The organism is Rhodocyclaceae bacterium (genome assembly GCA_020248265.1).
Lineage (GTDB): Bacteria > Pseudomonadota > Gammaproteobacteria > Burkholderiales > CAIKXV01 > CAIKXV01.
Genome location: JADCHX010000017.1, coordinates 1 through 24059, shown reverse-complemented (window position 1 = coordinate 24059; position 24059 = coordinate 1). Strand labels below are relative to the sequence as shown.

Annotated in this window: 19 protein-coding genes; 14 read left to right on the top strand and 5 right to left on the bottom strand. The window is 68.3% G+C overall.

Features of this window, described 5'->3' with window-relative positions; translation table 11 throughout:
• The first annotated feature begins 38 nt into the window (after positions 1-38).
• Positions 39-905 carry a sulfurtransferase gene (locus tag ING98_15355; protein ID MCA3103241.1) on the top strand — a complete coding sequence of 289 codons (867 nt, stop codon included), beginning with the start codon at positions 39-41 and terminating at the stop codon, positions 903-905.
• A 55-nt stretch (positions 906-960) separates the two neighbouring features.
• Here ING98_15355 and ING98_15350 read toward each other — a convergent pair whose 3' ends face one another.
• The 3 genes from ING98_15350 to ING98_15340 are packed head-to-tail and all read right to left on the bottom strand — an operon-like array spanning position 961 to position 3850.
• Positions 961-2385, bottom strand: a complete 1425-nt coding sequence (locus ING98_15350; GenBank protein ID MCA3103240.1) for an NAD(P)(+) transhydrogenase (Re/Si-specific) subunit beta — start codon at positions 2383-2385, stop codon at positions 961-963.
• Positions 2382-2699, bottom strand: coding sequence for an NAD(P) transhydrogenase subunit alpha (locus ING98_15345; GenBank protein ID MCA3103239.1), 318 nt, complete (start codon positions 2697-2699; stop codon positions 2382-2384). The genes ING98_15350 and ING98_15345 overlap by 4 nt, the downstream gene beginning before the upstream one ends.
• Before the next feature lie 20 nt (positions 2700-2719).
• On the bottom strand, positions 2720-3850 hold the full coding sequence (locus ING98_15340; GenBank protein ID MCA3103238.1) for a Re/Si-specific NAD(P)(+) transhydrogenase subunit alpha: 1131 nt from the start codon (positions 3848-3850) through the stop codon (positions 2720-2722).
• Between the two features lie 198 nt (positions 3851-4048).
• On the opposite strand from ING98_15340, the gene mutL reads away from it, so the two are divergent.
• Positions 4049-5941 carry a DNA mismatch repair endonuclease MutL gene (mutL, locus tag ING98_15335; protein MCA3103237.1) on the top strand — a complete coding sequence of 631 codons (1893 nt, stop codon included), beginning with the start codon at positions 4049-4051 and terminating at the stop codon, positions 5939-5941.
• Positions 5941-6897: a tRNA (adenosine(37)-N6)-dimethylallyltransferase MiaA gene (gene miaA / locus ING98_15330; protein ID MCA3103236.1), complete on the top strand. Its 957-nt coding sequence runs from the start codon at positions 5941-5943 to the stop codon at positions 6895-6897. The genes mutL and miaA overlap by 1 nt, the downstream gene beginning before the upstream one ends.
• 6 nt (positions 6898-6903) lie before the next feature.
• Here miaA and ING98_15325 read toward each other — a convergent pair whose 3' ends face one another.
• A complete protein-coding gene (locus ING98_15325) occupies positions 6904-8226 on the bottom strand; it encodes an exodeoxyribonuclease VII large subunit (protein ID MCA3103235.1) in 1323 nt (440 codons plus the stop codon).
• 468 nt (positions 8227-8694) lie between these two features.
• Between ING98_15325 and ING98_15320 the strand changes: the two genes are divergently transcribed.
• The 10 genes from ING98_15320 to ING98_15275 all read left to right on the top strand — a co-directional run bounded on the left by ING98_15320 (position 8695) and on the right by ING98_15275 (position 20577).
• Complete coding sequence (locus ING98_15320; protein MCA3103234.1) at positions 8695-9300, top strand: MotA/TolQ/ExbB proton channel family protein; 606 nt, start codon at positions 8695-8697, stop codon at positions 9298-9300.
• Between the two features lie 18 nt (positions 9301-9318).
• Positions 9319-9741, top strand: coding sequence for a biopolymer transporter ExbD (locus ING98_15315; GenBank protein MCA3103233.1), 423 nt, complete (start codon positions 9319-9321; stop codon positions 9739-9741).
• 34 nt (positions 9742-9775) lie between these two features.
• Positions 9776-10786 carry a tetraacyldisaccharide 4'-kinase gene (locus tag ING98_15310; protein MCA3103232.1) on the top strand — a complete coding sequence of 337 codons (1011 nt, stop codon included), beginning with the start codon at positions 9776-9778 and terminating at the stop codon, positions 10784-10786.
• Positions 10787-10900: 114 nt separating this feature from the next.
• Positions 10901-11095, top strand: coding sequence for a Trm112 family protein (locus ING98_15305; protein ID MCA3103231.1), 195 nt, complete (start codon positions 10901-10903; stop codon positions 11093-11095).
• A gap of 17 nt (positions 11096-11112) precedes the next feature.
• Positions 11113-11919, top strand: a complete 807-nt coding sequence (kdsB, locus tag ING98_15300; GenBank protein MCA3103230.1) for a 3-deoxy-manno-octulosonate cytidylyltransferase — start codon at positions 11113-11115, stop codon at positions 11917-11919.
• Positions 11920-12134: 215 nt separating this feature from the next.
• Entirely contained in the window at positions 12135-12809 is a 675-nt protein-coding gene (adk, locus tag ING98_15295; protein MCA3103229.1) for an adenylate kinase, read from the top strand.
• Positions 12799-14055 carry a 6-phosphofructokinase gene (locus ING98_15290; GenBank protein ID MCA3103228.1) on the top strand — a complete coding sequence of 419 codons (1257 nt, stop codon included), beginning with the start codon at positions 12799-12801 and terminating at the stop codon, positions 14053-14055. Before adk ends, ING98_15290 begins: the two co-directional genes overlap by 11 nt.
• Positions 14056-14148: 93 nt before the next feature.
• A complete protein-coding gene (locus ING98_15285) occupies positions 14149-16272 on the top strand; it encodes a sodium-translocating pyrophosphatase (protein ID MCA3103227.1) in 2124 nt (707 codons plus the stop codon).
• Positions 16273-16897: 625 nt separating this feature from the next.
• Positions 16898-17428, top strand: coding sequence for a gamma carbonic anhydrase family protein (locus ING98_15280; GenBank protein MCA3103226.1), 531 nt, complete (start codon positions 16898-16900; stop codon positions 17426-17428).
• A gap of 8 nt (positions 17429-17436) precedes the next feature.
• The gene (locus ING98_15275; protein MCA3103225.1) at positions 17437-20577 is read left to right on the top strand and encodes a hypothetical protein; all 3141 of its coding nucleotides are present in this window, start codon (positions 17437-17439) and stop codon (positions 20575-20577) included.
• 79 nt (positions 20578-20656) lie between these two features.
• Here the strand turns inward: ING98_15275 and glpK are convergent, their stop codons facing one another.
• On the bottom strand, positions 20657-22144 hold the full coding sequence (gene glpK, locus ING98_15270; GenBank protein ID MCA3103224.1) for a glycerol kinase GlpK: 1488 nt from the start codon (positions 22142-22144) through the stop codon (positions 20657-20659).
• Between the two features lie 296 nt (positions 22145-22440).
• Here glpK and ING98_15265 point away from each other — a divergent pair, with 296 nt between their 5' ends.
• Positions 22441-23865: a homospermidine synthase gene (locus ING98_15265; protein ID MCA3103223.1), complete on the top strand. Its 1425-nt coding sequence runs from the start codon at positions 22441-22443 to the stop codon at positions 23863-23865.
• Positions 23866-24059 lie beyond the last annotated feature (194 nt).

Sequence of the window (24059 nt, the reverse complement as noted above, 5' to 3'; positions counted from 1 at the left end):
GCAGAGCCGCTCCCCAGGCTCGAGAACGACACACCCAGATGAACCACCACACCCTGATCAGCACCGAGGCGCTCGCCGCGAACCTGTCCGATCCCGATCTCGTCGTCTTCGACTGCCGGCATGACCTGATGAACGTCGAAGCCGGCCGCAACGCCTATGCCGCCGACCACATTCCCGGTGCACGTTTCGCCCACCTCGACGAGAACCTGTCCGGCCCCAAGACCGGGCGCTCCGGCCGCCATCCGCTGCCGGATGTCGTTGCCCTGTCGAACTGGCTGGGCCAGCAAGGCGTCGCCGCGGGCAGACAGGTCGTCACCTACGACGCGAGCGGCGGTTTCTTCGCAGCCCGCCTGTGGTGGATGCTGCGCTGGCTGGGCCACGATACGGTTGCCGTACTCGACGGTGGACTGCCAAAGTGGAAACTCGAGGGCCGGCCGCTGACGCAGGCCGCGCCGAACGGCCAGCCCGCAACGTTCACGCCGCGGCAGCGCGATGCGCTGCGGGTCGATGTATCGACCGTACTGGAGAACCTGCGCTCACCGGACATGCTGATCGTCGATGCCCGCACGCCGGAACGGTTTGCCGGCCTGAACGAGACGATGGATCCGGTCGGCGGGCATATCCCCGGCGCGGTCAACCGTTTCTTCCAGTCCAACCTCGAGAGCGACGGCACGTTCAAGCCGGCCGGCACCCTGCGCCGCGAATTCATCGACCTGATGACCGGGCACACAGCCGGGCAGGTCGTCCACCAGTGCGGATCCGGCGTGACCGCCTGCCACAACGTGCTGGCGATGGAAGTGGCCGGGCTCGGCGGCTCGCGGCTCTACCCCGGATCGTGGAGCGAGTGGTGCGCCGACCCGGCGCGGCCGATGGAGCCGCAGCCGGCGAAGGCATCGCCCGCCTAGACGCAGGCGGGCCAAGGGCCGTACGGGGCGGGAAGCTCCGTGGGCCCGGCGATTACTACTCGATCGCCTTGACGATATCCTCGACGACCTTCTTCGCGTCGCCGAAGACCATCATCGTCTTGTCCATGTAGAACAGCTCGTTGTCGAGGCCGGCATAACCGGCGGCCATCGACCGCTTGTTCACGATGATGGTACGCGCCTTGTAGGCATCGAGGATCGGCATGCCGTAGATCGGCGTGCCCTTCACCAGCGCGGCCGGGTTCACCACGTCGTTGGCGCCGAGCACCATCACCACGTCGGTCTGCCCGAAATCGCTGTTGATGTCCTCCATCTCGACGACCTGGTCGTACGGCACCTCGGCTTCGGCCAGCAGCACGTTCATGTGCCCAGGCATGCGACCCGCGACCGGATGGATCGCGTAGCGCACCTGGATACCCTTGGCCTGCAGCTTGTGCGCCATTTCCTTCACCGCATGCTGCGCCCGTGCCACCGCCAGCCCGTAGCCCGGAACGATGATCACGCTGTCGGCGTTCGACAGCATGAACGCCACGTCGTCCGCGCTGCCGCTCTTCACGGAGCGCTGCTCGGCCGTACCCGCAGCGGCACCGCCCTCCTGGCCGAACCCGCCCAGGATCACGTTGAAGAACGACCGGTTCATCGCCTTGCACATGATGTAGGACAGGATTGCCCCGCTCGATCCGACCAGCGACCCGGCGATGATCAGCATCGAGTTGTTCAACGAGAAGCCGATGCCCGCCGCCGCCCAACCGGAGTAGCTGTTGAGCATCGACACCACCACCGGCATGTCAGCGCCGCCGATCGGGATGATGATCAGCACGCCGAGTACGAAGGCGATCGCCAGCATCGCCCAGAACGGCGTCCAGTCCTGGGTCACCACGAACGCGATGCCGAAACCGAGCATGGCGATCGCCAGCACCAGGTTGAGCATGTGCTGGCCCTTGAACTGAACGGGCGCACCCTGGAACAGCCGGAACTTGTACTTGCCCGACAGCTTGCCGAACGCGATCACCGAACCGGAGAAGGTGATCGCACCGACGAATGCGCCGATGAACAGTTCGATCCGGTTGCCGATCGGGATCGGCTCGCCACGGTTGACGAGGCCGAGCGCCCAGGGCTCGGCGACCGTCGCCACGGCGATGAACACGGCTGCCAGGCCGATCATCGAGTGCATGAACGCGACCAGCTCCGGCATCTTGGTCATCTCGACGCGCTTGGCCATCACCGCGCCGAGCGTGCCGCCGACCGCGACGCCGCCGATCACGTACAGCATGCCGGTGGTCGCCGACTGCCCGGCGAGCTTGTAGATCAGCCCGACGGTGGTCAGCGCGGCGATGGCCATGCCGACCATGCCGAACAGATTGCCCAGCCGCGACGTCGTCGGATGGGAGAGGCCCTTGAGCGCCTGGATGAAGCAGACCGAGGCGATCAGGTACAGCAGAACGACGAGATTCATGCTCATGCGTGGTCTCCCGCGGCTTTCCGGGGCTCTTTCTTCTTGAACATCTCGAGCATCCGGCGCGTGACGAGGAAGCCACCGAACACGTTCACTGCGGCCAGTGCGACGGCGAGCACGCCCATCGTCTTGCCCAGCGGGGTCTCGGTCAGCGCGGCGGCGAGCATCGCGCCGACGATGACGATCGCGGAGATCGCGTTGGTCACCGCCATCAGCGGCGTATGCAGCGCGGGGGTCACGTTCCACACCACGTGGAAGCCGACGTAGATGGCGAGCACGAAGATGATCAGGTTTGTGATGGTCGGGTCAACGAGTTCCATGGCCGCTCTCTCTTTCGAGGTTATTGCTTGCGCACGAGTTCGCCGCCGTGGCACACGAGGGTGCCGGCGACGAGGTCGTCTTCGCGGTTGAGGTTGAACTGCCCGGTCTTGTTGTCGAGCATCAGCGCCAGGAAGGTCATCAGGTTGCGGGCGTACAGCGCGCTGGAATCGGTGGGGACCAGGGCCGGCAGGTTGGTCTGCCCGACCAGCTTCACGCCATGCGAGACCACGGTCTCGCCTGCCTTCGATCCCTCGACGTTGCCGCCCTGCTCGACCGCCATGTCGACGATCACCGAGCCGGGCTTCATCGACCTGACCATGTCGTCGGTGACCAGCACCGGCGCCTTGCGGCCGGGGATCAGCGCCGTGGTGATCACGATGTCGGCCAGCGCGATACGCTTGGCGACTTCGGCCGCCTGGCGCCCCATCCACGAGGCCGGCATCGGCCGCGCGTAGCCGCCTGCACCTTGGGCGATCTCGCGCTCTTCGTCGGTCTCGTACGGCACGTCGATGAATTTCGCGCCGAGCGACTCGATCTGCTCCTTCACCGCCGGGCGCACGTCGGACGCCTCGATCACCGCACCCAGCCGCTTCGCGGTCGCGATGGCCTGCAGGCCGGCCACGCCCGCGCCCAGGATCACCATGCGCGCGGCCTTTACCGTACCGGCGGCGGTCATCAGCATCGGCATGATGCGGCCGTAGGTGTCGGCGCCCAGCACCACCGCCTTGTAGCCGGCAATGTTGGCCTGGGAGGAGAGCACGTCCATCGACTGCGCACGCGAGGTGCGCGGCAGCAGCTCCATCGCGAAGGCGGTCAGGCCCTTGCTCGCGAGCGCCTCGATGCCGGCCGCGTCGTACGGTGCCAGCAGGCCGATCAGCACCGTGCCGGACTTCATCGCGGAGACTTCTTCCGGCAGTGGCGAGCGTACCTTCAGGACCAGATCGCACTGGCCGTAGACGGAGGCGGCATCGGCCACGACCGTGGCACCCGCGGCAGCGTAGTCGGCGTCGGGAAAATTGGCACCGGCCCCGGCGCCAGCCTGCACGAACACGGCGTTCTGGCCGCCCGCGCAATACTTCTTCACTGTCTCGGGAGTCGCCGCAACCCGCGTCTCGCCGGGTCGAACTTCAGTGGGAATGCCGATCTTCATTTCAAGAGGTCCTTCTCCACGCCAGGCAGCGGTTATGGTGGTGATGGCCGACGCCGACCAAAAAGCCTCGGATTATATTCAAAACTCGCGGGCAAGCCAGACCTTCTTGATGCCTGACGGGGTCGGCGGGGCCCGGATCGGGTGGCCGCACCCCTATAATCCCGCCCCATGTCCCCGACGGATCCAGCGGCAAAACCCGTGGTGCGCATCCACGCGCTGCCCGACCTGCTGATCAGCCAGATCGCGGCCGGCGAGGTGATCGAGCGCCCGGCCTCGGCGCTGAAGGAACTGCTCGAGAACGCGATCGATGCCGGGGCGACCGAACTGGCGATCGAACTGGACGCCGGCGGCACGCGCCGGATCGCGGTGACCGACAATGGCCACGGCATCGACAGGGACGACCTCGCGCTGGCACTGACCCGCCATGCGACGAGCAAGATCGCGGCGCTCGAAGACCTGGAATCGGTCGCCAGCCTCGGCTTCCGCGGCGAGGCGCTGGCCTCGATCGCATCGGTGGCCGACCTCACCCTCGCCAGCCGCACCGCTGATTCGCGCCACGGCTGGCGCATCGGCCACATGGGTGCGACCGGTGCCGGCAGCGATGCCGGCGCCCGCATCGGCCCGGCCGCGATCGCGCCGGGCACCCGCATCGAGGCGCTCGATCTTTTCTTCAACACGCCGGCCCGCAAGCGCTTCCTCAAGTCGGAGCAGACCGAGTACGCGCACTGCGAAGAGGCAGTGCACCGCATCGCGCTCGCCCACCCTGCGGTCGGCTTCCGCCTGTCCCACAACGGCAAGCCGGTGCTGCGCCTGCCGCCCCAGGATCGCGCGGCGCGCATCGTCGCGCTGCTGGGCAGCGATTTCGCCGATGCCGCACTGCCGGTCGAAGAGAACATCGGGCACCTGGCGATCAGCGGCGCGATCGCACAGCCCGCCTACTCCCGGGCCTCGCGCGATGCACAGTATCTGTTCGTCAACGGCCGGTTCGTGCGCGACAAGCTCCTCTCGCACGCGGTGCGCGCCGCCTACCGCGACGTGCTGCACCACCAGCGCCATCCCGCGTTCGCGCTCTACGTCACCATCGACCCGCGCGCGGTCGACGTGAACGTGCACCCGACGAAGATCGAGGTGCGCTTCCGCGAGTCGCAGGCGGTGCACCAGTTCGTTCTGCATGCGCTCGAGAAGGCACTCGCCTCGACCCGGGCGGGCGCGACCGGCGGCAGCCTCGCCAGCCGGCAGGATGCGCTGCCGGCGGACGTGCCCGGCGACCGCGACGGCGGCGCAGCCAGCCCGTCGTGGAAGGCGCCCGCAGGCTGGGGCCGCGACCCGGCCAGCCGAGGTGCGGGCCCGGCGCAGGCCCCGCTCGGGCTTCGTTCGTCCGAACCGTCGGCGCTCTACGACGCGCTGTTCGGCCAGGTGGGGTCGGGCGGGACCGGGGCACCCCTCGATGCCGTCCGCGGCACCACAACGGCCGGCGAGGCCCGCATGGCTGTCCCGGACGGCGCCGCGCCGCCGCTGGGCTTCGCGCTCGGCCAGCTGGCCGGGATCTACGTGCTGGCCCAGAATGCACAGGGACTGATCGTCGTCGACATGCACGCAGCGCACGAACGCATTGTGTTCGAACGCCTGAAGCAGAGCATCGATGCCGGGGCGGTACCGCGCCAGCCGCTGCTGCTGCCGGTCTCGTTCGCGGCTTCGGCACTGGACATTGCCGCGATCGGCGAGCACCGCGGCACGCTCGACCAGCTGGGCTTCGACATGGCCCCGCTGTCCCAGGGAGCGATCGTGGTGCGTGCCGTACCAGCCACGCTGGAGCGTGCCGATCCGGTCGACCTTGCCCGATCCGTGCTTGCCGAACTGCACGAGTCGGGCGAGGTGGATACGGTCGCGGCCCGGCGCGACCAGCTGCTGTCGACGATGGCCTGCCATGGCGCGGTGCGCGCCAACCGGGCACTGACGCTGGCCGAAATGAACGCGCTGCTGCGCGAGATGGAGGCGACCGAAAGGTCCGGCCAGTGCAACCACGGCCGGCCGACGTGGTGCCAGGTCACGCTGGCCGAACTCGACCGGATGTTCCTGCGCGGCCGTTGATGCACGCCGACCGCGACAGGCAGGGCTTGCCACCCGCGCTGGTGCTCACCGGACCGACCGCCAGCGGCAAGAGCGGGGTCGCGGTCGAACTCGCCCGCTGCCTGCCGTGCGAAATCGTCAGCGTCGACTCCGCGCTGGTCTACCGCGGCATGAACATCGGCACCGCGAAGCCCGACGCGGCGACGCTGGCCAGCGTACCGCACCACCTGGTCGACCTTCTTGAACCGACCGAGCGCTACAGCGCAGCGCGCTTTGTGGAGGATGCGCTGTCGACGATGGCCGCAATCACCGCGCGCGGCAACCTGCCGCTGCTCACCGGCGGCACCATGCTCTACCTGAAGGCACTCGCCTCGGGCATCGCCGACCTGCCGCAGGCGGATGCAGCCACCCGCAGCGTGATCGACACGATGGCCGCCGGCAGCGGCTGGCCCGCGCTCCACGACGAACTGTCGCGCTGCGATCCCGATACTGCGGCACGGCTCGACCCGAACGACGCACAGCGCATCCAGCGCGCGCTCGAGGTGTACTACCTGAGCGGCGAACCGATGTCGAAACTGCTGCGCGAGCGGCCACCCCGGCCGCTGCCCTACCGGCTGATCCAGGCGGCGCTGGTACCCTCGGACCGCAGCCTGCTGCACGCACGCATCGAGACGCGCTTCGACGAGATGCTCGAACTCGGGCTGATCGGCGAGCTGCGCCGGCTGCGCGAGCGGCATGCGCTGGACCCGGAACTGCCATCGATGCGCTGCGTCGGTTACCGCCAGGCCTGGGCCTACCTGGACGGCCGCACCTCGCTCGGGCAACTGCGCAGCACCGGCATCGCAGCCACCCGCCAGCTCGCCAAGCGCCAGCTCACCTGGCTGCGCTCTATGCCGGAGGTGGCAACCTTCGACTGTCTGGCGCCCAACCCCATGGGGCAGGTACTCGACTTCTTCGGCGGCATGCTCGCCGACTGACCGGGATCAGCCGACGATGGAGCGCACGCTGCCGTGCGCCAGCATGGTTTCGAGCGCGGTGCCCGGTACGGCGTCGCGGGCATCCTGCAGCACCTTGCCCCCTGGCAGTCGGGTGATGCTGTAGCCGCGCTCGAGCACCGCCTCGGGGTTCAGGTGCACGAGGCTCGCCCGCAACGCATCGAGTCTCGACTGGCGGCGCTCGATCAACCGGCTGCCGGCGCTCGACAATCGCGCACCCAGGCGCGCCAGATCGGCGGCCTTCGCGGCGGCGTCCGGCCGCACCTGCGCCAGCCGCGCGGCGACGCGCCCGGTGCGGCTGGCCGCAGCATCCAGCAGGCGGGCCTGCGCCTGCGACAGCCGGCGCTGCAGATGGCCGAGCGCGACCGCCTGGTCGCGCGCACGGGCACCCGGATGCGTCAGGCGGCGCTGCAGGTGGTCAAGGGTCTGCATTCGCTGCTCCAGCAGGCGCCACTGCGCGCGGCTGAGCACCGCAGCCTGCGCCTGCAACCGCTGGTGCAGCTGCGCCGCGTCCGGAACCACCATCACGGCAGCGGCGGTCGGCGTGGTCGCGCGGGCGTCGGCGACGAAGTCCGCGATGGTGAAATCGGTTTCATGCCCGACCGCACTGACGGTCGGGATCGGGCTGTCGGCGATCGCGCGCGCGACGACTTCTTCGTTGAACGACCACAGGTCCTCGATGCTGCCACCGCCGCGCCCGACGATCAGCACGTCGCATTCCGCCCGTTCGCCGGCCACCGCGATCGCGCGCGCGATCTGGCGTGCCGCGCCCTCGCCCTGCACCAGCGCCGGGTAGACGATCACGTGCACCCCCGGGGCGCGCCGGCGCAGCGTGGTGAGCATGTCGCGCAGGGCCGCGGCCGAGGTCGACGTGACGATGCCGACGGTGCGCGGGAACGACGGCAGCGGCCGCTTGCGCTCGGCGGCAAACAGGCCCTCGGCCGACAGCTTCGCCTTCAGCCGCTCGAACGCAGCGAACAGCGCGCCCAGGCCGGCACGGCGCATCGTCTCGACATTGAGCTGGAAATCGCCGCGCGCCTCGTACAGCGACGGTACGGCGCGCAACTCGACCTCGCTGCCGTCGCTCGGCTGCCAGCCCAGCAGCGAGGCGCGGTGGCGGAACATCACGCAGCGCACCTGCGCCTGGGCGTCCTTCAGCACGAAGTAGCAATGACCGGAGTCGTAGCGGCGGAAATTCGATATCTCTCCGGCTACCCACAGCGCTGGCAGAGCTTGTTCGACTGCCTCTCGCGCCGCCCGGTTGAGCGCCGCCACGGTCAGGATCTCGGGGCGGGAGGCTGGTTCGCGCATGCCGCGATTCTAGCGTCGGCGGCGCGGCACGGGGCCGATCGATCAGCGCATCGGGAACTCGGGACGAATCACGGAACGGCGCGGCCTGCAGGAACGAAACTGCCCTGGAACCCGCGAGAAATCGTGCACAGGCCGTCACTTCTCCACAGCATCCCGGAAATGCCCCGGTTTACCAGCCGAAACCGACCGCACCCCTGGGGCGAGTAATGCAAGACATTGATTAATAATGACTTACTTTCTGCACAAAAAAGCAGCAATCCAAACGGGGACACGGCTGCACAACGGTTTCAGCCCGTTTCAGGCACTCTATTCACAAACTTATCCACAGAACATGTGGAAAATGAAAAATCTCCCGTTGAGTGAAGCGCTTAGCATCACCTGCACCCGTTTGGCCGCGCCTTGTGCTTGCCCTCGGCCGCGCCGGTCGATAGAGTCGGGGCGCTTCCCAACAAGACTCCTCCCCTATCCGTGTTTGCAATCATCCAAGGTGCCGGCTGGCCTATCTGGCCGCTGATCATCGCTTCGATCATTGCCTTGGCCATCATCGGTGAACGTGGATGGACCCTGCGGCGCACGCTGGTCGCTCCGGCCGACCTGCTGCCGAATGTGGTGGCCGAGTTCCGCCAGAACGGCGCATCGCCCGAGATGGTCGAGCGGGTCGCTGCCCATTCGCCGCTGGGCGAAGTGCTGGCCGCGGGCCTGCGCAACGTGCGCAGCCCGCGCGAGGTCATGAAAGAGGCGATCGAGGAAACCGGTCGAGGCGTCGCGATGCAGCTGGAGCGCTACCTGACCACGCTCGGCACGATCGCGGGCATGGCACCGCTGCTTGGCCTGTTCGGCACGGTGATCGGCATGATCGAGATCTTCGGCGCGCAATCGGCTGCGGGCACGCCCGCACAACTCGCGCAAGGCATCTCGATCGCGCTCTACAACACCGCGTTCGGCCTGATCGTTGCGATCCCCAGCATGATCGCCTACCGGCACTATCGCGCCAAGGTCGACGGCTACGTGGTCGACATGGAACTCCAGGCGGTAAAGCTGGTCGAGGTAGTGCACGGTGAACGCCTTGCCTGACCGCGCGCGGGGTGCCGCGTGAATTTCCGGCGCGGCCGCCCGCGCGACGAGCCGGAGATCAACCTGGTACCGATGATCGACGTGTTCCTGGTGGTGCTGATCTTCCTCGTCACCTCGACCACATTCACCCGGTTCTCCGAGTTGCAGATCAACCTGCCCCAGGCTTCGGCGGAATCGCCGCCGAACCGGCCGGTGCAGATCAACGTCGCGATCGACGCGACCGGACGCTATCTGGTCAACCGCCAACCGGTGGTGTTCGGCAATCCCGAGCAGTTCAGCCAGGCGCTGCGCAAGGTGGGCGGCGAGGCGAAAGAACCGGTGATCGTGATCAGCGCCGATGCTGCCGCCACGCACCAGGCCGTGGTCAACGTGATGGAAGCAGCGCGGCTCGCCGGTTATCCGCAGATCACGTTCACCACCCAGGGCTCCGGCGCGCGCTGAACGGCACCGCGTCCGTTCCGCGCGCCGACCGCCGATGCCGCGCTTCGATACCGACCGCCACTGGGCGAGGCTGAGCGTGCGCAGCGCGCTGCTGCTGCCGGTGTCCTGGCTGTTCCGGCTGGCCGTCGAATTGCGCCGGCTCGCCTTCCGCATCGGCTGGGCGCGCCGCCACGCCGTATCCGTACCGGTGATCGTGGTCGGCAATGTCACCGTCGGCGGCACCGGGAAGACGCCGCTGACCATCTGGCTGGTGCTCTACCTGATCACCCGCGGCTGGCATCCCGGCGTGGTCAGCAGAGGCTACGGCGGCAGCGCCAGCGACGATCGCGTCAGCGAACCGGTCGGCCCGCACAGCGATCCGTCGCGCGTCGGCGACGAGCCGGTGCTGATCGCCCGGCGTACCCCGGCACCCGTATGGATCGGCGTCGACCGGGTGTTCGCCGCGCGCGCGCTGCTGCGCGAACATCCGGAGTGCGACGTGCTGATCGCCGACGACGGCCTGCAGCACTACCGCCTCGAGCGCGATGTCGAAGTCGCGGTGGTGGACGCTGGCCTCGGATTCGGCAACGGGCACATGCTGCCGTCCGGTCCGCTGCGCGAGCCGGTGCACCGCTTGAGCGCGGTGGACGCGCTGGTGGTCAACGGCGCGGCATCGATGGCGGCGCCGGTGCCGCGCGACGCGCAGTTCGAAATGCGTATTGCAGCGGGGCGCATGTACCGGCTGGACGACCCGTCGATCACCGCCGCGCCCGAATCCCTGCGCGGCCAGCGGCTGCATGCGGTCGCGGGGATCGGCTATCCGGACCGTTTCTTCAGCCTGCTGTCCTCCCTCGGCCTGACCTTCGTCGAGCACCCTTTCCCGGACCATCACCATTTCGAGCCGGCGGACCTCGACTTCGGCGACGAGCCGGTGATACTCACGGAAAAGGATGCCGTAAAATGCATCCAGTTCGGTGCATCCCACCACTGGGTACTCCCGGTCGAGGCGCAGCTCGATGCCGCGTTCGGAGAACACCTGGTGCACCGCCTTGAAGGCAGGCCCTGATCGCCGGCACCAGCCTGGTGCGGCCTGCACCGGGCACCTGTATCCTCCGTGCCCGGATGCCCGGACGCGCTCGGATTCCACGTTCCTCACGCAACGCCTGCTGAAAGCGACGACATGGACGCAAAATTGCTGGAGATCCTGGTCTGCCCGGTCACCAAGGGAAGCCTGACGTTCGACCGCAGCCGGCAGGAGTTGCTGTCGCAGGGCGCAGGGCTCGCCTATCCGATCCGCGACGGCATACCGATCATGCTCGAGGACGAGGCGCGCCGGCTGGCGCCGGAAGAGCTCGAAGCGCTGCGCCGAGGGTGACTGCATCGCCGCAGGTGATGGCGTTCGTCGCGGCGATCCCGGCCCGGCTTGCCTCGACCCGGCTGCCCGGCAAGCCGCTCGCCGACATCGCCGGGCGGCCGATGGTGGTTCGCGTGGCCGAGCGCGCGGCAGCCAGCGGTGCCAGCGAGGTGTGGATCGCCACCGACGACCCGTCGGTCGTGGCCGCCGCGGCGGCGCATGGGTTGCAGGCCGCGCTGACGCGCAGCGACCATCCGTCCGGCACTGACCGGATCGCCGAGCTTTGCGTGCAGCGCGCATGGCCGGACGACACGATCGTGGTCAACGTGCAGGGCGACGAGCCGCTGATCGACCCCGCGCTGATCGCGGCCGTCGCACGCCGGCTGCACGAGACGCCGGATGCGGCGATCGCCACCGCCTGCCACGCCCTGCATTCCACCCGCGAGATGTTCGACCCCAATGTCGTGAAGGTGGTCCTGGACCGGCGCGGCTTCGCACTCTATTTCAGCCGCGCGCCGATCCCGTATGCGCGCGACGCGTTCGCCGCCTCGGCGCCGGCGATCTGTCCGGTTGCGGACGACCGCGCTGGCGCGCCACTGCCCGAGGGCCTGCCGGTGTACCGGCATGTCGGGCTGTATGCCTATCGCGCAGCCGCCCTGCGCCGTCTGTCGGCCCTGCCACCGACCGCGCTGGAACAGTTCGAATCGCTGGAGCAGTTGCGCGCGCTCTGGCATGGCGAATCGATCGTGGTCGAAGCCGCGCCCGACGCTCCGGCTGCAGGCGTGGACACGCCGGCCGACCTCGAACGGGTGCGCCGGGTCCTGGCGCGGGACGGCAGCCGCTGACTGCACGCGGCTGCCGCTGGACTCGGACTCGCCGGGTCGGGGGCCGTTGCGTATAATGCGCGGCAGTCTGACTACTGCATAAAGACGAATCGACGATCAAGCCGTATCTGGCAGACACGTCGACCCATCGGCACCACCGCCCGCAGCATTCCACGGGCACAGACCAAAGGAGCCGCTCCGTCCGGGGTTCGTCGCCGGCGCAGCGCTTTTCGATCATGCGCATACTGCTTCTAGGGCCCCCGGGGGCAGGCAAGGGAACCCAGGCCGCGTTCCTGCGCGACCGGTTCCACATCCCCCAGATCTCCACCGGCGACATGCTGCGCGCTGCGGTCAAGGCCGGCAGTCCGCTCGGGCTGGCCGCCAAGAAGGTGATGGATGCCGGCGAACTCGTCTCCGACGAGATCATCATCGGCCTCGTAAAGGATCGCCTGTCCGCCGACGACTGCAAGGCCGGCTACCTGTTCGACGGGTTCCCGCGCACCATTCCGCAGGCAGACGCGATGCGCACGGCGGCGGTCGCGATCGACCAGGTGCTCGAGATCGCGGTCGACGATGCAGAGATCATCAGCCGCGTCAGCGGGCGGCGCGTGCACCCGGCATCGGGACGCACTTACCATGAGGTCTACGCGCCGCCGAAGGTCGCGGGGCTGGACGACGCGACCGGCGAACCGCTGATCCAGCGCGACGACGACCGCGAAGAGACCGTACGCAACCGGCTCGACGTCTATCGCCGGCAGACCCGGCCACTGGTCGATTACTACCAGCGCTGGGCGCAGTCCGGCGAAGGCGGGGCACCGCGCTACGCCTGCATCCCCGGCGTCGGGGCGGTCGACGAGATCGGCCGGCGGATGCTCGCGGCGATGGGTGCCGGCGGAGGCGATGCCGGCTAACGCTTTCTACGCCCAGTCCGGGGGCGTGACAGCCGTCATAAACGCCTCGGCTGCGGGCGTGATCGAAACCGCGCGCCGTCACCCCGGGAAGATCGGCAAGGTGTTTGCCGGGCGCGACGGCATCGTCGGCGCGCTGAACGAAGACCTGATCGATACCGGGCGCGAGACCGCGTCGGCGATCGCGGCCCTGGTGCGCACGCCCGGCGGCGCCTTCGGCTCGTGCCGGTACAAGCTGAAGGGCATCGAAGAGCATCGCGCGCAGTACAACCGGCTGATCGAGGTGTTCCGCGCCCACGACATCCGCTACTTCTTCTACAACGGCGGCAACGATTCGGCCGACACCTGCCTGAAGATGACGCAGGTCTCGTCGTCCATGGGCTACCCGCTGGCCTGCATCCATGTGCCGAAGACCATCGACAACGACCTCGCCGGCACCGACAACTGCCCCGGCTTCGGTTCGGTCGCGAAATATGTGGCGACCTCGATGCGCGAAGCGGCGTTCGACGTGGCGTCGATGGCGAGCAACTCGACCCGCGTGTTCGTGCTCGAGGTCATGGGGCGGCATGCCGGCTGGATCACCGCTGCCGTAGGCCTGGCCGACGATGCCGACCATCCACTGCCGCTGGTGCTGCTTTTCCCCGAGATCCCGTTCGAGGAGGCACGCGTGCTGGCCCGCGTCGAGCGTCTGGTGAAGACGCACGGCTACTGCTGCATCGGCGTATCCGAAGGGTTGCGCGGCACCGACGGGAAATTCCTGTCCGAATCGGGCCTGCGCGATTCGTTCGGCAACGCGCAACTGGGTGGCGCCGGCGAACGGGTCGCGCGCCTGATTCGCGACCGGCTGGGGCACAAGTACCACTTCGCGCTGGCCGACTACCTGCAGCGCGCGGCACGCCATATCGCCTCGAAGACCGACGTCGAGCAGGCCTATGCCGTCGGCCGAGCGGCGGTGCAGGCCGCGCTGCGCGGCGAGAGCGGCGTGATGGTCTCGATCGAGCGCACCTCGCAGCAGCCCTACCGATGGTCGCTGAGGCTGGTGCCGCTTTCGCGCGTCGTCAACCGCGAACACATGCTGCCTCGCGGCTTCATCAGCCGGGACGGCTTCGGCATCACTGCGCGCGCACGCGCCTACCTGCAACCGCTGATCCGCGGCCAAGCCGGGCTGAAGTTCAGCAACGGCCTGCCCGCGTATGTACGGCTGAAGAATGTTTCCATCAAGAAGAAGCTCGCGCCGTTCAAGACCTGATCGAGCACGGGACGACAGGATCGTCGGAATCAGTACGCAACACGCGTTTTTCCAGGCAGTTCGAACCGAGAGAAAACGAGGGGGAAGTGACTCATGGCCGCACCGTTGTGGTTTGCACTGGCATGCTCGATCGCAGCGATCCTGTACGGGATCGTTTCGACCCAATGGATTCTCAAGCAGCCGACCGGAAATGATCGAATGCGGGAGATTGCCGCCGCGGTGCAGGCCGGGGCGGCAGCCTACCTGAACCGGCAGTACACGACGATCGCCGCGGTCGGGGCGGTACTGTTCGTGCTGATCGGCCTGGCGCTGTCCTGGCTCACCGCCTTCGGCTTCCTGGTGGGCGCGGTGTTCTCGGGTGCCGCCGGATACATCGGCATGAACGTCTCGGTGCGTGCGAACGTGCGCACCGCCGAGGCTGCACGCACCGGCCTCGATGAAGCGCTCGCGGTGGCGTTCCGCGGCGGTGCGATCACCGGCATGCTGGTGGTCGGGCTGGGCCTGCTGTCGGTGGCCGGGTACTTCGCGATCCTCGTCGGCATGGGCTACGACGTGAACACGACGGTGCTCAACGCGATGATCGGGCTGGCCTTCGGCAGTTCGCTCATATCGATCTTCGCACGCCTCGGTGGCGGCATCTTCACCAAGGGCGCGGACGTCGGCGCCGACCTCGTGGGCAAGGTCGAGGCCGGCATCCCCGAAGACGATCCGCGCAACCCCGCCGTGATCGCGGACAACGTCGGCGACAACGTCGGCGACTGCGCCGGCATGGCGGCCGTCCTGTTCGAGACCTACGCGGTGACAGTGATCGCGACGATGCTGGTCGGCGCGATGTTCGCAGCCGACCTCGGCCCGAACGCGGTGCTCTACCCGCTGGTGCTCGGCGGCGCATCGATCGTTGCGTCGATCATCGGCTGCTTCTTCGTGAAGGCCTCGCCCGGCGGCAAGATCATGAACGCGCTGTACAAGGGCGTGATCGTCGCCGGCCTGCTGTCGGCGATCGCCTTCTACCCGATCACCACGTCGATGATGTCCGGGGCCGCGGGTGGCGCGATGCCGCTGTTCCTGTGCGCGCTGATCGGTCTCGCGCTCACTGCGGCGATGGTAGTGATCACCGAGTACTACACGGCGACCGAGTATGCGCCGGTGCGCCATGTCGCCCAGGCCTGCACCACCGGGCATGCGACCAACATCATCGCCGGCATCGGCATCTCGATGAAGTCCACCGCGGCCCCGGTGCTGGCGGTGTGCCTGGCGATCTGGGGTGCCTACGCCCTGGGTGGTCTGTACGGCATCGCGATCTCCGCGACCGCCATGCTCTCGATGACCGGTGTGATCGTCGCCCTCGATGCGTACGGCCCCATCACCGACAACGCGGGCGGCATCGCCGAGATGTCCGAGATGCCGGCCTCGGTGCGTGCGATCACCGATCCGCTGGACGCGGTCGGCAACACCACGAAGGCGGTGACCAAGGGCTATGCGATCGGCTCGGCCGGGCTGGCGGCGCTGGTGCTGTTCGCCGACTACACGCACAAGCTCGAGAGCACCAACCCGGGCGTGACCTTCACGTTCAGTCTGTCCGACCCGATGGTCATCATCGGCCTGTTCATCGGCGGCCTGATCCCGTTCCTGTTCGGCGCGATGGCGATGGAGGCGGTCGGGCGCTCGGCGAGCTCGGTGGTGGTCGAGGTACGGCGGCAGTTCAAGGAAATCCCCGGCATCATGGAAGGTACGGCCAAGCCCGACTATTCGCGCGCGGTCGACATGCTGACCCGGTCCGCCATCAAGGAGATGATGGTGCCGTCGCTGCTGCCGGTGCTGGTGCCGATCGCCGTCGGCTTCCTTCTAGGCCCGATCGCGCTCGGCGGCTTGCTGATGGGCTGCATCGTCACCGGTCTGTTCGTCGCGATCTCGATGACCACCGGCGGCGGGGCCTGGGACAACGCCAAGAAGTTCATCGAAGAGGGCAACCACGGCGGCAAGGGCTCCGATGCGCACAAGGCGGCTGTCACGGGCGACACGGTGGGCGATCCGTACAAGGATACGGCGGGCCCGGCGGTCAATCCGCTGATCAAGATCATCAACATCGTCGCGTTGCTGATCGTGCCGCTGCTGCCGGTGACGCAGCCTGCCGCGAAGGTGGAAGCGCCGGCAGCGGTAGCGATCGCGGCGGCGCCGGCGACGACGGTGGTGGCCGAGGTGCCGGTCGGGCGTTGATGCTTGCTGTGCAGGATCGAGGCGAGGGGCCACCTGGCTCTTGGTCCTGTGCAGGATCGAGGCAAGGGGCCACCTGGCTCCGCTCGTGTCCCCCGCCTCCGGGCGCTGCCGCGCCCGGAGGCTCCTCCTTTACCTCGCTCCGCCAGGTAGCCCCTCGCCTCGATCCGCGCAGGTGCTGTGGTGAGAGAGGAACCATGCAACCGTCCGACGGCACCAGACCGCAGTGCCTTCGCACCAGCCCATCCTCCACTCTCAACAGGGCACGGTGGTGGAGAAGACGCGCGCACCGGGCTGCCGGTGGAGCGAGGTAAAGGAGGAGGCCCGGGCCTGCGCCAGCAGGGCCGGGCCGGGGGACACGAGCGGAACCGGCAGCCCGGTGCGTGTGTCCGGGCACCATCGTCGAAGATCCCGGCAGCCCGGTGCGCGTGTCGAGGCACCATCGTACGACAGCCCGGCAGCCCGGTACGCGTGTCAAGGCACCACATCGTGCGATTCGCCATGGTCGGGCCCGTCTCGCTCGGGTTATCCTATGGCCCGGTAGCCTTCGGCACGCCGGACGCAACCTCCAGGGGATTGCATCCGGCCGTCTGTGGGCGCCCGTTCCACCGATGTCAGAGGGTGTCAAATGCTCTACCGCCTGGGTGATCGCCAAGTAACGCTGGAAGGCAACGCTTTCGTCGCCGCCAATGCGACGGTGATCGGCAGCGTCGTGCTGAAAGACCAGTCATCGGTATGGTTCGGTTCGATCGTGCGCGGCGACAGCGACCTCATCACGATCGGCGAAGCCTCCAACGTGCAGGACGGCTGCGTGCTGCATACCGATGCTGGCATCCGGCTCACGCTCGGCCGGCGGGTGAGCGTCGGACACATGGTGATGCTGCACGGGTGCACGATCGGCGACGGCAGCCTCGTAGGAATCCGAAGCGTGGTGATGAACCATGCAGTGATCGGGCGCAACTGCCTGGTGGGTGCCGGCACGCTGATCCCGGAGGGCAAGACTTACCCCGACGGCGTGCTCATCCTCGGAACGCCAGGGCGGGTCGTCCGCCACCTCACGCCCGAGGAGATCGAGCACCTCGGACACAACGCGGATCATTACGTCGAGCGTGTGCGGCAGTACCGTGCAGGCTTCGCCGCAGACGGAACCGCCGACTGAGCCGCGCGATGACGACCCCGACAACCCCGCCTGCGCCCCCTTCGGGTCCGACGATCGCCCCGGGAATCCCGCTGCTGGGCGAGGCAACGGTCCTTCGGCGCAACGGCACTGCGCGACCCGTCCCCGGCATCCTGAGCCCGGTCGTACTCAAGGTATACGAGTTGGCAGGCGAACAGATCAGCGCCGTCGACCTGCGCACGGCCGCCGGAATGGACGACGCCGCTCTCGGCGCAACCCTGGGCGAACTGGTCGAACGCGGCCTGATCATCGCCGAGGTGGTGCCGGTCGCAGATCCGCTCGATCTCGATTTCACCTCCCCGGAACTCCTCGACAAACTGCGTGCCGAGACGAAGAAGGAACAGCAGGCCGAGGAGGAAGCGCGCCAGCGGGTGGAGGCCGAGCGCAAGGCCAAGGTGCAGGCTGAAGCGAGGGTCCGCGCCGAAACCGAGGCCAAGGCGCGCGCCGATGCCGACGCCAAGGTCAACGCGGCGGCGCTGGCGCGCCTGAAGGCCGAGAAGGTCGTACGAAACCAGTCCGACGAGGAGATCGTCGCGCGCCAGGGTGCGCTCGACCGCGCCGAGGCCGAGGTGCGTGCGCGGGCCGATGCGCTTGCGCGCGCTGAAGCCGAGGCACGGGCACGGGCCGAGTCGGTACGCAAGGCCGAGACCAACGCGGCCGCTCGCCTCGCGGCCGTGCGCCGGATGGAGGCCGGACTGAAGGCCAGGATAGCCGCCCTCGCGCGGCTCGACGCGGAACGCAAGCAGAAGGCCATCGCAGAGGCAAAGGCGCGCGACGAATCAACCACACTCGTCCGGGCCGGGGCCCTCGCGCAGGCGGAGGCCGAGCGCCGGGCCCGCGAAGCAGCCGAACAGCGCGCGGAAGCCGAGCGCGAGCTGCGCCAGCAGGTCGAAGCCAAGGCCAGCGTGGAAGCGCAGGCCCGGCAGGATGCGCTCGCCCGGGCGCGCGAGGCGCAGGCAATGGAAGACCGGTTGCGTGCGGAAGCCGGCGAGCGCGCGCTGGCCGAGCAGGCTGCACGGGAGGAGGCGCAGGCCGAGCGCCGAGCCCGCGAACAGGCCGAAGCGATGGCGGCCGCCGAACGCACCGCACGCGAAGAAGTCGAGCGACGTGCGCAGGCGCACGCCGATGCGGAAAGGCGCGCGCGCGAACAGACACAGGCGCTGATCGAAGCCGAACGGTCGCTGCGCGAAGAAGCCGAGGCGAGGATGCGCGCGCTGTCTTCCACCGACCGCGAACCCCGCGAAAAGGTCGCGGCGCAGACGCCGGCCGATAGCGAATGGCAGCCGCTCGCCGGACTGAAACCGACTGCGCGGCCGACACCGACACCGACACCGACGCCAACGCCTACGCCGACACCGACGGCGGCACCGGCACCGGCACCGGCACCGTCATATGTACCGCCCCCGGCCACGCCGCCTGCAGCGGCTCCGTCGCCGATGGTCGATGCAGACGTGCTGGCCAGTGCGGCGCGACAGGCAATCGAGGATGCCGAGGCCCGGTCGCGCCTCGAACAGGAGCGCTTCACCCGCGAACTCGAAGATCAGATGGCCCGCCTCACCGCCGAACAGGCAGCGGCCCCGGCCTCCGGAGGCGCGGGCGGCGAGCGTGGCGGGACGAGTACGCCCGAAGAGCAGATGCGCTCGATCCGCGACGCCGAAGCACGCGATCGGGCCGAGGACTTCGCCCGGCGGCAGATGACCGACATCCTCAAGATGGAGGAGAAGCGCGCGAAGGAAGAAGAGCAGCGCCGGCTGCTTGCCGAAGAAGAATCGAAGCGCCGCGTGCGTGAAGCCGCCGAGATCGCCAACCGGGCCCGCGCCGAGCGCGAGAAGTTCGAACGCGAGCGCGAGCGTCAGCGCAAGCTCTCGGAGGCGGAAGCTCAGGCGCTGGCACGAGCGAAAGCCCGCGCTGAACAGCCATCGAAATCCCGCTGGAAGATCTATGCCACAGCCCTGGTACTGCTGGCAGCGGTCGTAGTCGGGCTGTTCGAAGTGCTTCCGTTCAACACCTACCTGGGGCGCGTCGAACAGGCGATGAGTGCCGCACTCGGGGAAAAGGTGGCCATCAAGTCGATGCACGCGTCGCTGATCCCACGCCCCAACATCCGGCTCACCGACGTGGTCGTCGGTACCGGTCCAGCCAGCGCGACCATCGCGTCGGTACATGCGGTGCCGACGCTGTCGTCGCTGTTCGCGGGCCCGCTCACGTTCGAGTCGGTGCAGCTCAGTACCGTCACGATGCCTCCGGAATTCCTGCCGAAACTGCCCGATGTCGTCGGCATGGACGGCAGGGATACGCTCGGCTTCGAACGCATTTCGATCCGCAACCTGCGCGTGGCCATGCCCGACATCGAACTGCCACAGGCCGAAGTCGAGGTCGTGTGGGACGCCACGGGCAGGTTCAGCAGCGCCAGCATACTCGTCTACAGCCGCAGGGTATCGATCGTCCTGACACGTGCCACGGAGGACATCGCCTTGCGCCTGTCGGCGACCGACTGGCAGCCGCTGCCGGGCAGTTCGGCAACCATCGACCAGTTGAAGGTGAACGGCATCGTCACGCGAAGCGGGCTGGTCGCCAGCGAGGTCGATGCCGAACTGTATGGCGGCACGGCACAGGGCTCGCTCAAGGTCGCCTGGGGTGCGGATGCACCCGTCGCCACCGCCAGCGGCGAATTCCTCCTGCGCCGGCTCGATGCCGCGAAGTTCCTGCCGGCGATGACGGTCAACGCCACCGCGAGCGGCCTGATGGACGGGAACATGAAGTTCTCGCTGCAGGCCCCGGCGCTGCGCCGCCTCCTCGATTCGCCCCAGGTCTCCACCGCATTCACCATCCGGCGCGGCTGGCTGGGCGGCATCGATCTCGCACGGCTGTTGCTCGACCCGGCGAACCGGGGCGGTCGCACCACCTTCGAGGAGTGGACAGGGGTGTTCGCCATGTCCGGCAGCAGCTATTCGCTGCGCCAGATGCGGCTGGCTTCGGGGCCGATGATCGCGACCGGTACAGCCGAAATCGATGCCACGAGCGCGCTGACCGGACGCATCAACGCCCAGTTGACCACCGGAAACAGTAACCCGATACGCGCCAATTTCAGCCTCGGCGGCACGCTGCAGAAGATCGAAGTCGGTAACTGACCCCGGGGCCGGTTCACCTGCCGCGTGCGTATCCGGTCGCTCGCCGGACGGGGTCGACCGACGATAGCCGCGCGCCCCGTCAGACGCCCCCGCGCACCCGGCCCACGGCCCGCCGCCAGCGCTCGAGGCGCATACCGGCCTCGTCGCGCGACATCTGCGGCTCGAAGCACCGGTCGAGCTTCCAGTGCGCATCCAGGGCCGCTGCGTCCGGCCAGAGGCCGGTACCGAGTCCGGCGAGCAGAGCGGCACCGATCGCAGTGCATTCGGTGACCGACGGCCGGAGTACCGGTACGCCCAGCAGGTCGGCCTGGAACTGCATCAGCGCATCGTTCGAGGTCGCACCGCCGTCGACGCGCAGTTCGGCCAGCGGCACGCCGGCATCGGCCTGCATCGCCAGCAGCAGTTCGGCGCTCTGGAAGGCGATCGACTCGACTGCGGCGCGCGCGATGTGCGCGGCACCGGTGCCACGACTCAGGCCGAGGATCGCACCGCGGGCGTCAGGGTCCCAGTACGGTGCGCCCAGTCCAGTGAACGCCGGCACGAACACCACGCCGCCAGCATCCTCGACACTGGCCGCCAGCGGCTCGACATCCCTCGAGTGGCGGATCACGCCGAGCGCATCGCGCAACCACTGCACGACCGCCCCTGCCACGAATACGCTGCCCTCCAGCGCGTACTCGCGGCGTGCGCCGGTACGCCATGCCACGGTCGAGAGCAGGCGGTGCGACGATGCAACCGGCGTATCGCCGGTGTGCATCAGCATGAAGCAACCGGTCCCGTAGGTGTTCTTCGCCATGCCGGCACGGATGCAGCGCTGACCGAACAGCGCCGCCTGCTGGTCGCCCGCGATGCCGGCGATCGGGATCGCCGCGCCGAGCAGGTCGGCTGCGGCATGGCCGATCACGCCGGTGGAGTCGACGACCGTCGGCAGGAGCGCACGCGGCACGTCGAACAGGGCGCACAGCTCATCGCTCCACGCACCGGCCGCGAGGTCGAACAGCAGCGTGCGCGAAGCATTGCCCGCGTCGGTGACATGCAGCGCGCCACGCGTGAGCTTCCATGCCAGCCAGCTGTCGATGGTGCCGCAGGCGAGTTCCCCTGCCGCGGCCCTGGCTCGCGCGCCCGGCACGTGGTCGAGCAGCCAGGCGAGCTTGGTCGCCGAGAAGTACGGATCGAGCAGCAGCCCGGTCAGCGCACGCACGCGGTCTTCCATGCCCGCTTCGCGCAGCCGGGCGCAGTCGTGGCTGGTACGGCGGTCCTGCCAGACGATCGCCGGCGCAAGCGGGCGGCCGGTAGCGCGTTCCCAGAGAACGACGGTCTCGCGCTGATTGGTCAGGCCGAGTCCGGCGACCTGGTCCGGCGCGATGCCGGCGCGAGCCATCGCCTCGGTGGCGGTAGCGAGCTGGGTGGCCCAGATCTCCTCGGCGTCATGCTCGACCCAACCAGGCTGCGGATAGTGCTGCGTGATCTCGCGCTGCGCGCTCGCCACCACTGTGCCGTCGTCGGCGACCACCAGCGCGCGCGAGCTCGTGGTCCCCTGGTCGAGGGCGAGGATGTAGCGCTTCACCAGCCCGCCGCGCACGGCCACGATGCGATCGATACGCACGGCAGCATCGGCGCGGGGAACCGCGGCCCACGAACGACTGCGGGTTGGCTGCGACGTGCACGGACGAGCATGACTGGCACCGGTAAATGGGAACGCTGCGCGCAAAAGCGCGAAAACAACCTGCCGATTCCGTAAAATACGCGTCCGGCCTGTTTCCGCCAAGGTCCCGGTGCCGGCACACCCCGTTCGTACGGCACGCGCCCCGCGGCGCCTGCCGGGCAATCATCGATCAATGCAACACTCACCGACGGAGTGAAATGAGCGAATACATCCGGTACGCGGCGTTCAAGGGCCGCATGCTGATCGTGGGCTTCGGCAGCATCGGACAGGGATCGCTTCCCTTGTTGATGCGACATGTAGACATCGCCCCCGAGCAGATAACCATCGTCACGGCGAACGAAAGCGGTCGAGAGATCGCCGAGGGTCTGGGCGTCCGATTCATCAACGAACCGATCACCCGCGAGAACTACCGGGCCATCTATGCCCGACACCTGTCGCGCGGCGATTTCCTGGTCAATGCGTCGGTAGACGTCGGCTCGGTCGACTCGATCGAATGGTGCCAGCACCACGGCGTGCTCTACCTCGACGCCTGCATCGAACCCTGGATCGGCGGCCATACCGATACGACGATCGACGTCGAGCGCAGGACCAACTACGCCCACCGCGAGCATGCGCTGTCGCTGCGCAACGGCGATCCGGCGGCTCCGACAGCGGTACTGATGCACGGTGCGAATCCAGGCCTGGTGTCGCACTTCGTGAAGCAGGCCCTGGTCGAACTCGCATCACTCGGCAACCTGCGGTTGCCATCGCGACCTTCCAGCCGTGATGGCTGGGCGGCACTTGCCAGGCGCCTGGGCATCAAGGTGATCCAGGTGTCGGAGCGCGACCACCAGACCACCGACCGGCGCAAGCAGGCCGACGAATTCTGCAACACGTGGTCCTCGGAGGCACTGGCCGGCGAATCCCTGCAGCCGGCCGAGATGGGCTGGGGCACGCACGAGAACCATTTCCCGCACGACGGCCGCCGCTTCGACTTCGGCTGCGGCAGCAGCATCTTCCTCGATCGAACCGGCTGCACGACGCGGGTACGGTCGTGGGCGCCGCAGGCGGGTCCTTTCCATGGCTACCTGATCTCCCACGGCGAGGCACACTCGATCGCCGACTTCCTCACGGTCAGGGACGGCGCCGACGTGCAATACCGGCCGACCTGCTACTACGCCTACCATCCGTGCGACGACGCGGTGGCTTCGCTGCAGCAGTTCGTCGAATGCAGCTACCGGCTGCAGCCGTCCCAGCGGCTGCTGCGCGACGAGCTGACCGATGGCATCGACGAACTCGGCGTGCTGCTGTGCGGACACGAGCGCGGAGCCTACTGGTACGGCTCGCAGCTGTCGGTAGCCGAAGCGCGCCGGCTGGCGCCGTACAACAATGCGACCGGCATGCAGGTGAACATCGGTTTCGTCGGCGCGATCATCTGGACGATCCGCAATCCGGCCGCCGGCATCGTCGAGCCCGATCACCTCGACGACCAGTTGCTGATGGAGATCGCCCGTCCGTACCTGGGCAGGCTCGGCGGTACGTTCACCGACTGGACGCCGCTGGCGTACCGCGGCGAGCTGTATCCGGAGGCGATCGACCGCAACGACCCGTGGCAGTTCATGAACTTCCGCATCGTGGGGTGAGGGGGGCTGTGCAGGATCGAGGCGAGGGGCTACCTGGTTCTTTGTCCTGTGCAGGATCGAGGCGAGGGGCTACCTGGCTCCGCTCGTGTCCCCCGCCTCCGGGCGCTGCCGCGCCCGGAGGCTCCTCCTTTACCTCGCTCCGCCAGGTAGCCCCTCGCCTCGATCCGCGCAGGTGCTGTGGTGAGAGAGGAACC

Excerpts from the sequence above, each read along its gene's own strand:
- ING98_15355 (MCA3103241.1), top strand. The coding sequence starts at position 39 with ATGAACCACCACACCCTGATCAGCACCGAGGCGCTCGCCGCGAACCTG.
- ING98_15350 (MCA3103240.1), bottom strand. The coding sequence starts at position 2,385 with ATGAGCATGAATCTCGTCGTTCTGCTGTACCTGATCGCCTCGGTCTGC.
- ING98_15345 (MCA3103239.1), bottom strand. The coding sequence starts at position 2,699 with ATGGAACTCGTTGACCCGACCATCACAAACCTGATCATCTTCGTGCTC.
- ING98_15340 (MCA3103238.1), bottom strand. The coding sequence starts at position 3,850 with ATGAAGATCGGCATTCCCACTGAAGTTCGACCCGGCGAGACGCGGGTT.
- miaA (MCA3103236.1), top strand. The coding sequence starts at position 5,941 with ATGCACGCCGACCGCGACAGGCAGGGCTTGCCACCCGCGCTGGTGCTC.
- ING98_15325 (MCA3103235.1), bottom strand. The coding sequence starts at position 8,226 with ATGCGCGAACCAGCCTCCCGCCCCGAGATCCTGACCGTGGCGGCGCTC.
- ING98_15310 (MCA3103232.1), top strand. The coding sequence starts at position 9,776 with ATGCCGCGCTTCGATACCGACCGCCACTGGGCGAGGCTGAGCGTGCGC.
- ING98_15305 (MCA3103231.1), top strand. The coding sequence starts at position 10,901 with ATGGACGCAAAATTGCTGGAGATCCTGGTCTGCCCGGTCACCAAGGGA.
- kdsB (MCA3103230.1), top strand. The coding sequence starts at position 11,113 with ATGGCGTTCGTCGCGGCGATCCCGGCCCGGCTTGCCTCGACCCGGCTG.
- adk (MCA3103229.1), top strand. The coding sequence starts at position 12,135 with ATGCGCATACTGCTTCTAGGGCCCCCGGGGGCAGGCAAGGGAACCCAG.
- ING98_15290 (MCA3103228.1), top strand. The coding sequence starts at position 12,799 with ATGCCGGCTAACGCTTTCTACGCCCAGTCCGGGGGCGTGACAGCCGTC.
- ING98_15285 (MCA3103227.1), top strand. The coding sequence starts at position 14,149 with ATGGCCGCACCGTTGTGGTTTGCACTGGCATGCTCGATCGCAGCGATC.
- ING98_15280 (MCA3103226.1), top strand. The coding sequence starts at position 16,898 with ATGCTCTACCGCCTGGGTGATCGCCAAGTAACGCTGGAAGGCAACGCT.
- ING98_15275 (MCA3103225.1), top strand. The coding sequence starts at position 17,437 with ATGACGACCCCGACAACCCCGCCTGCGCCCCCTTCGGGTCCGACGATC.
- ING98_15265 (MCA3103223.1), top strand. The coding sequence starts at position 22,441 with ATGAGCGAATACATCCGGTACGCGGCGTTCAAGGGCCGCATGCTGATC.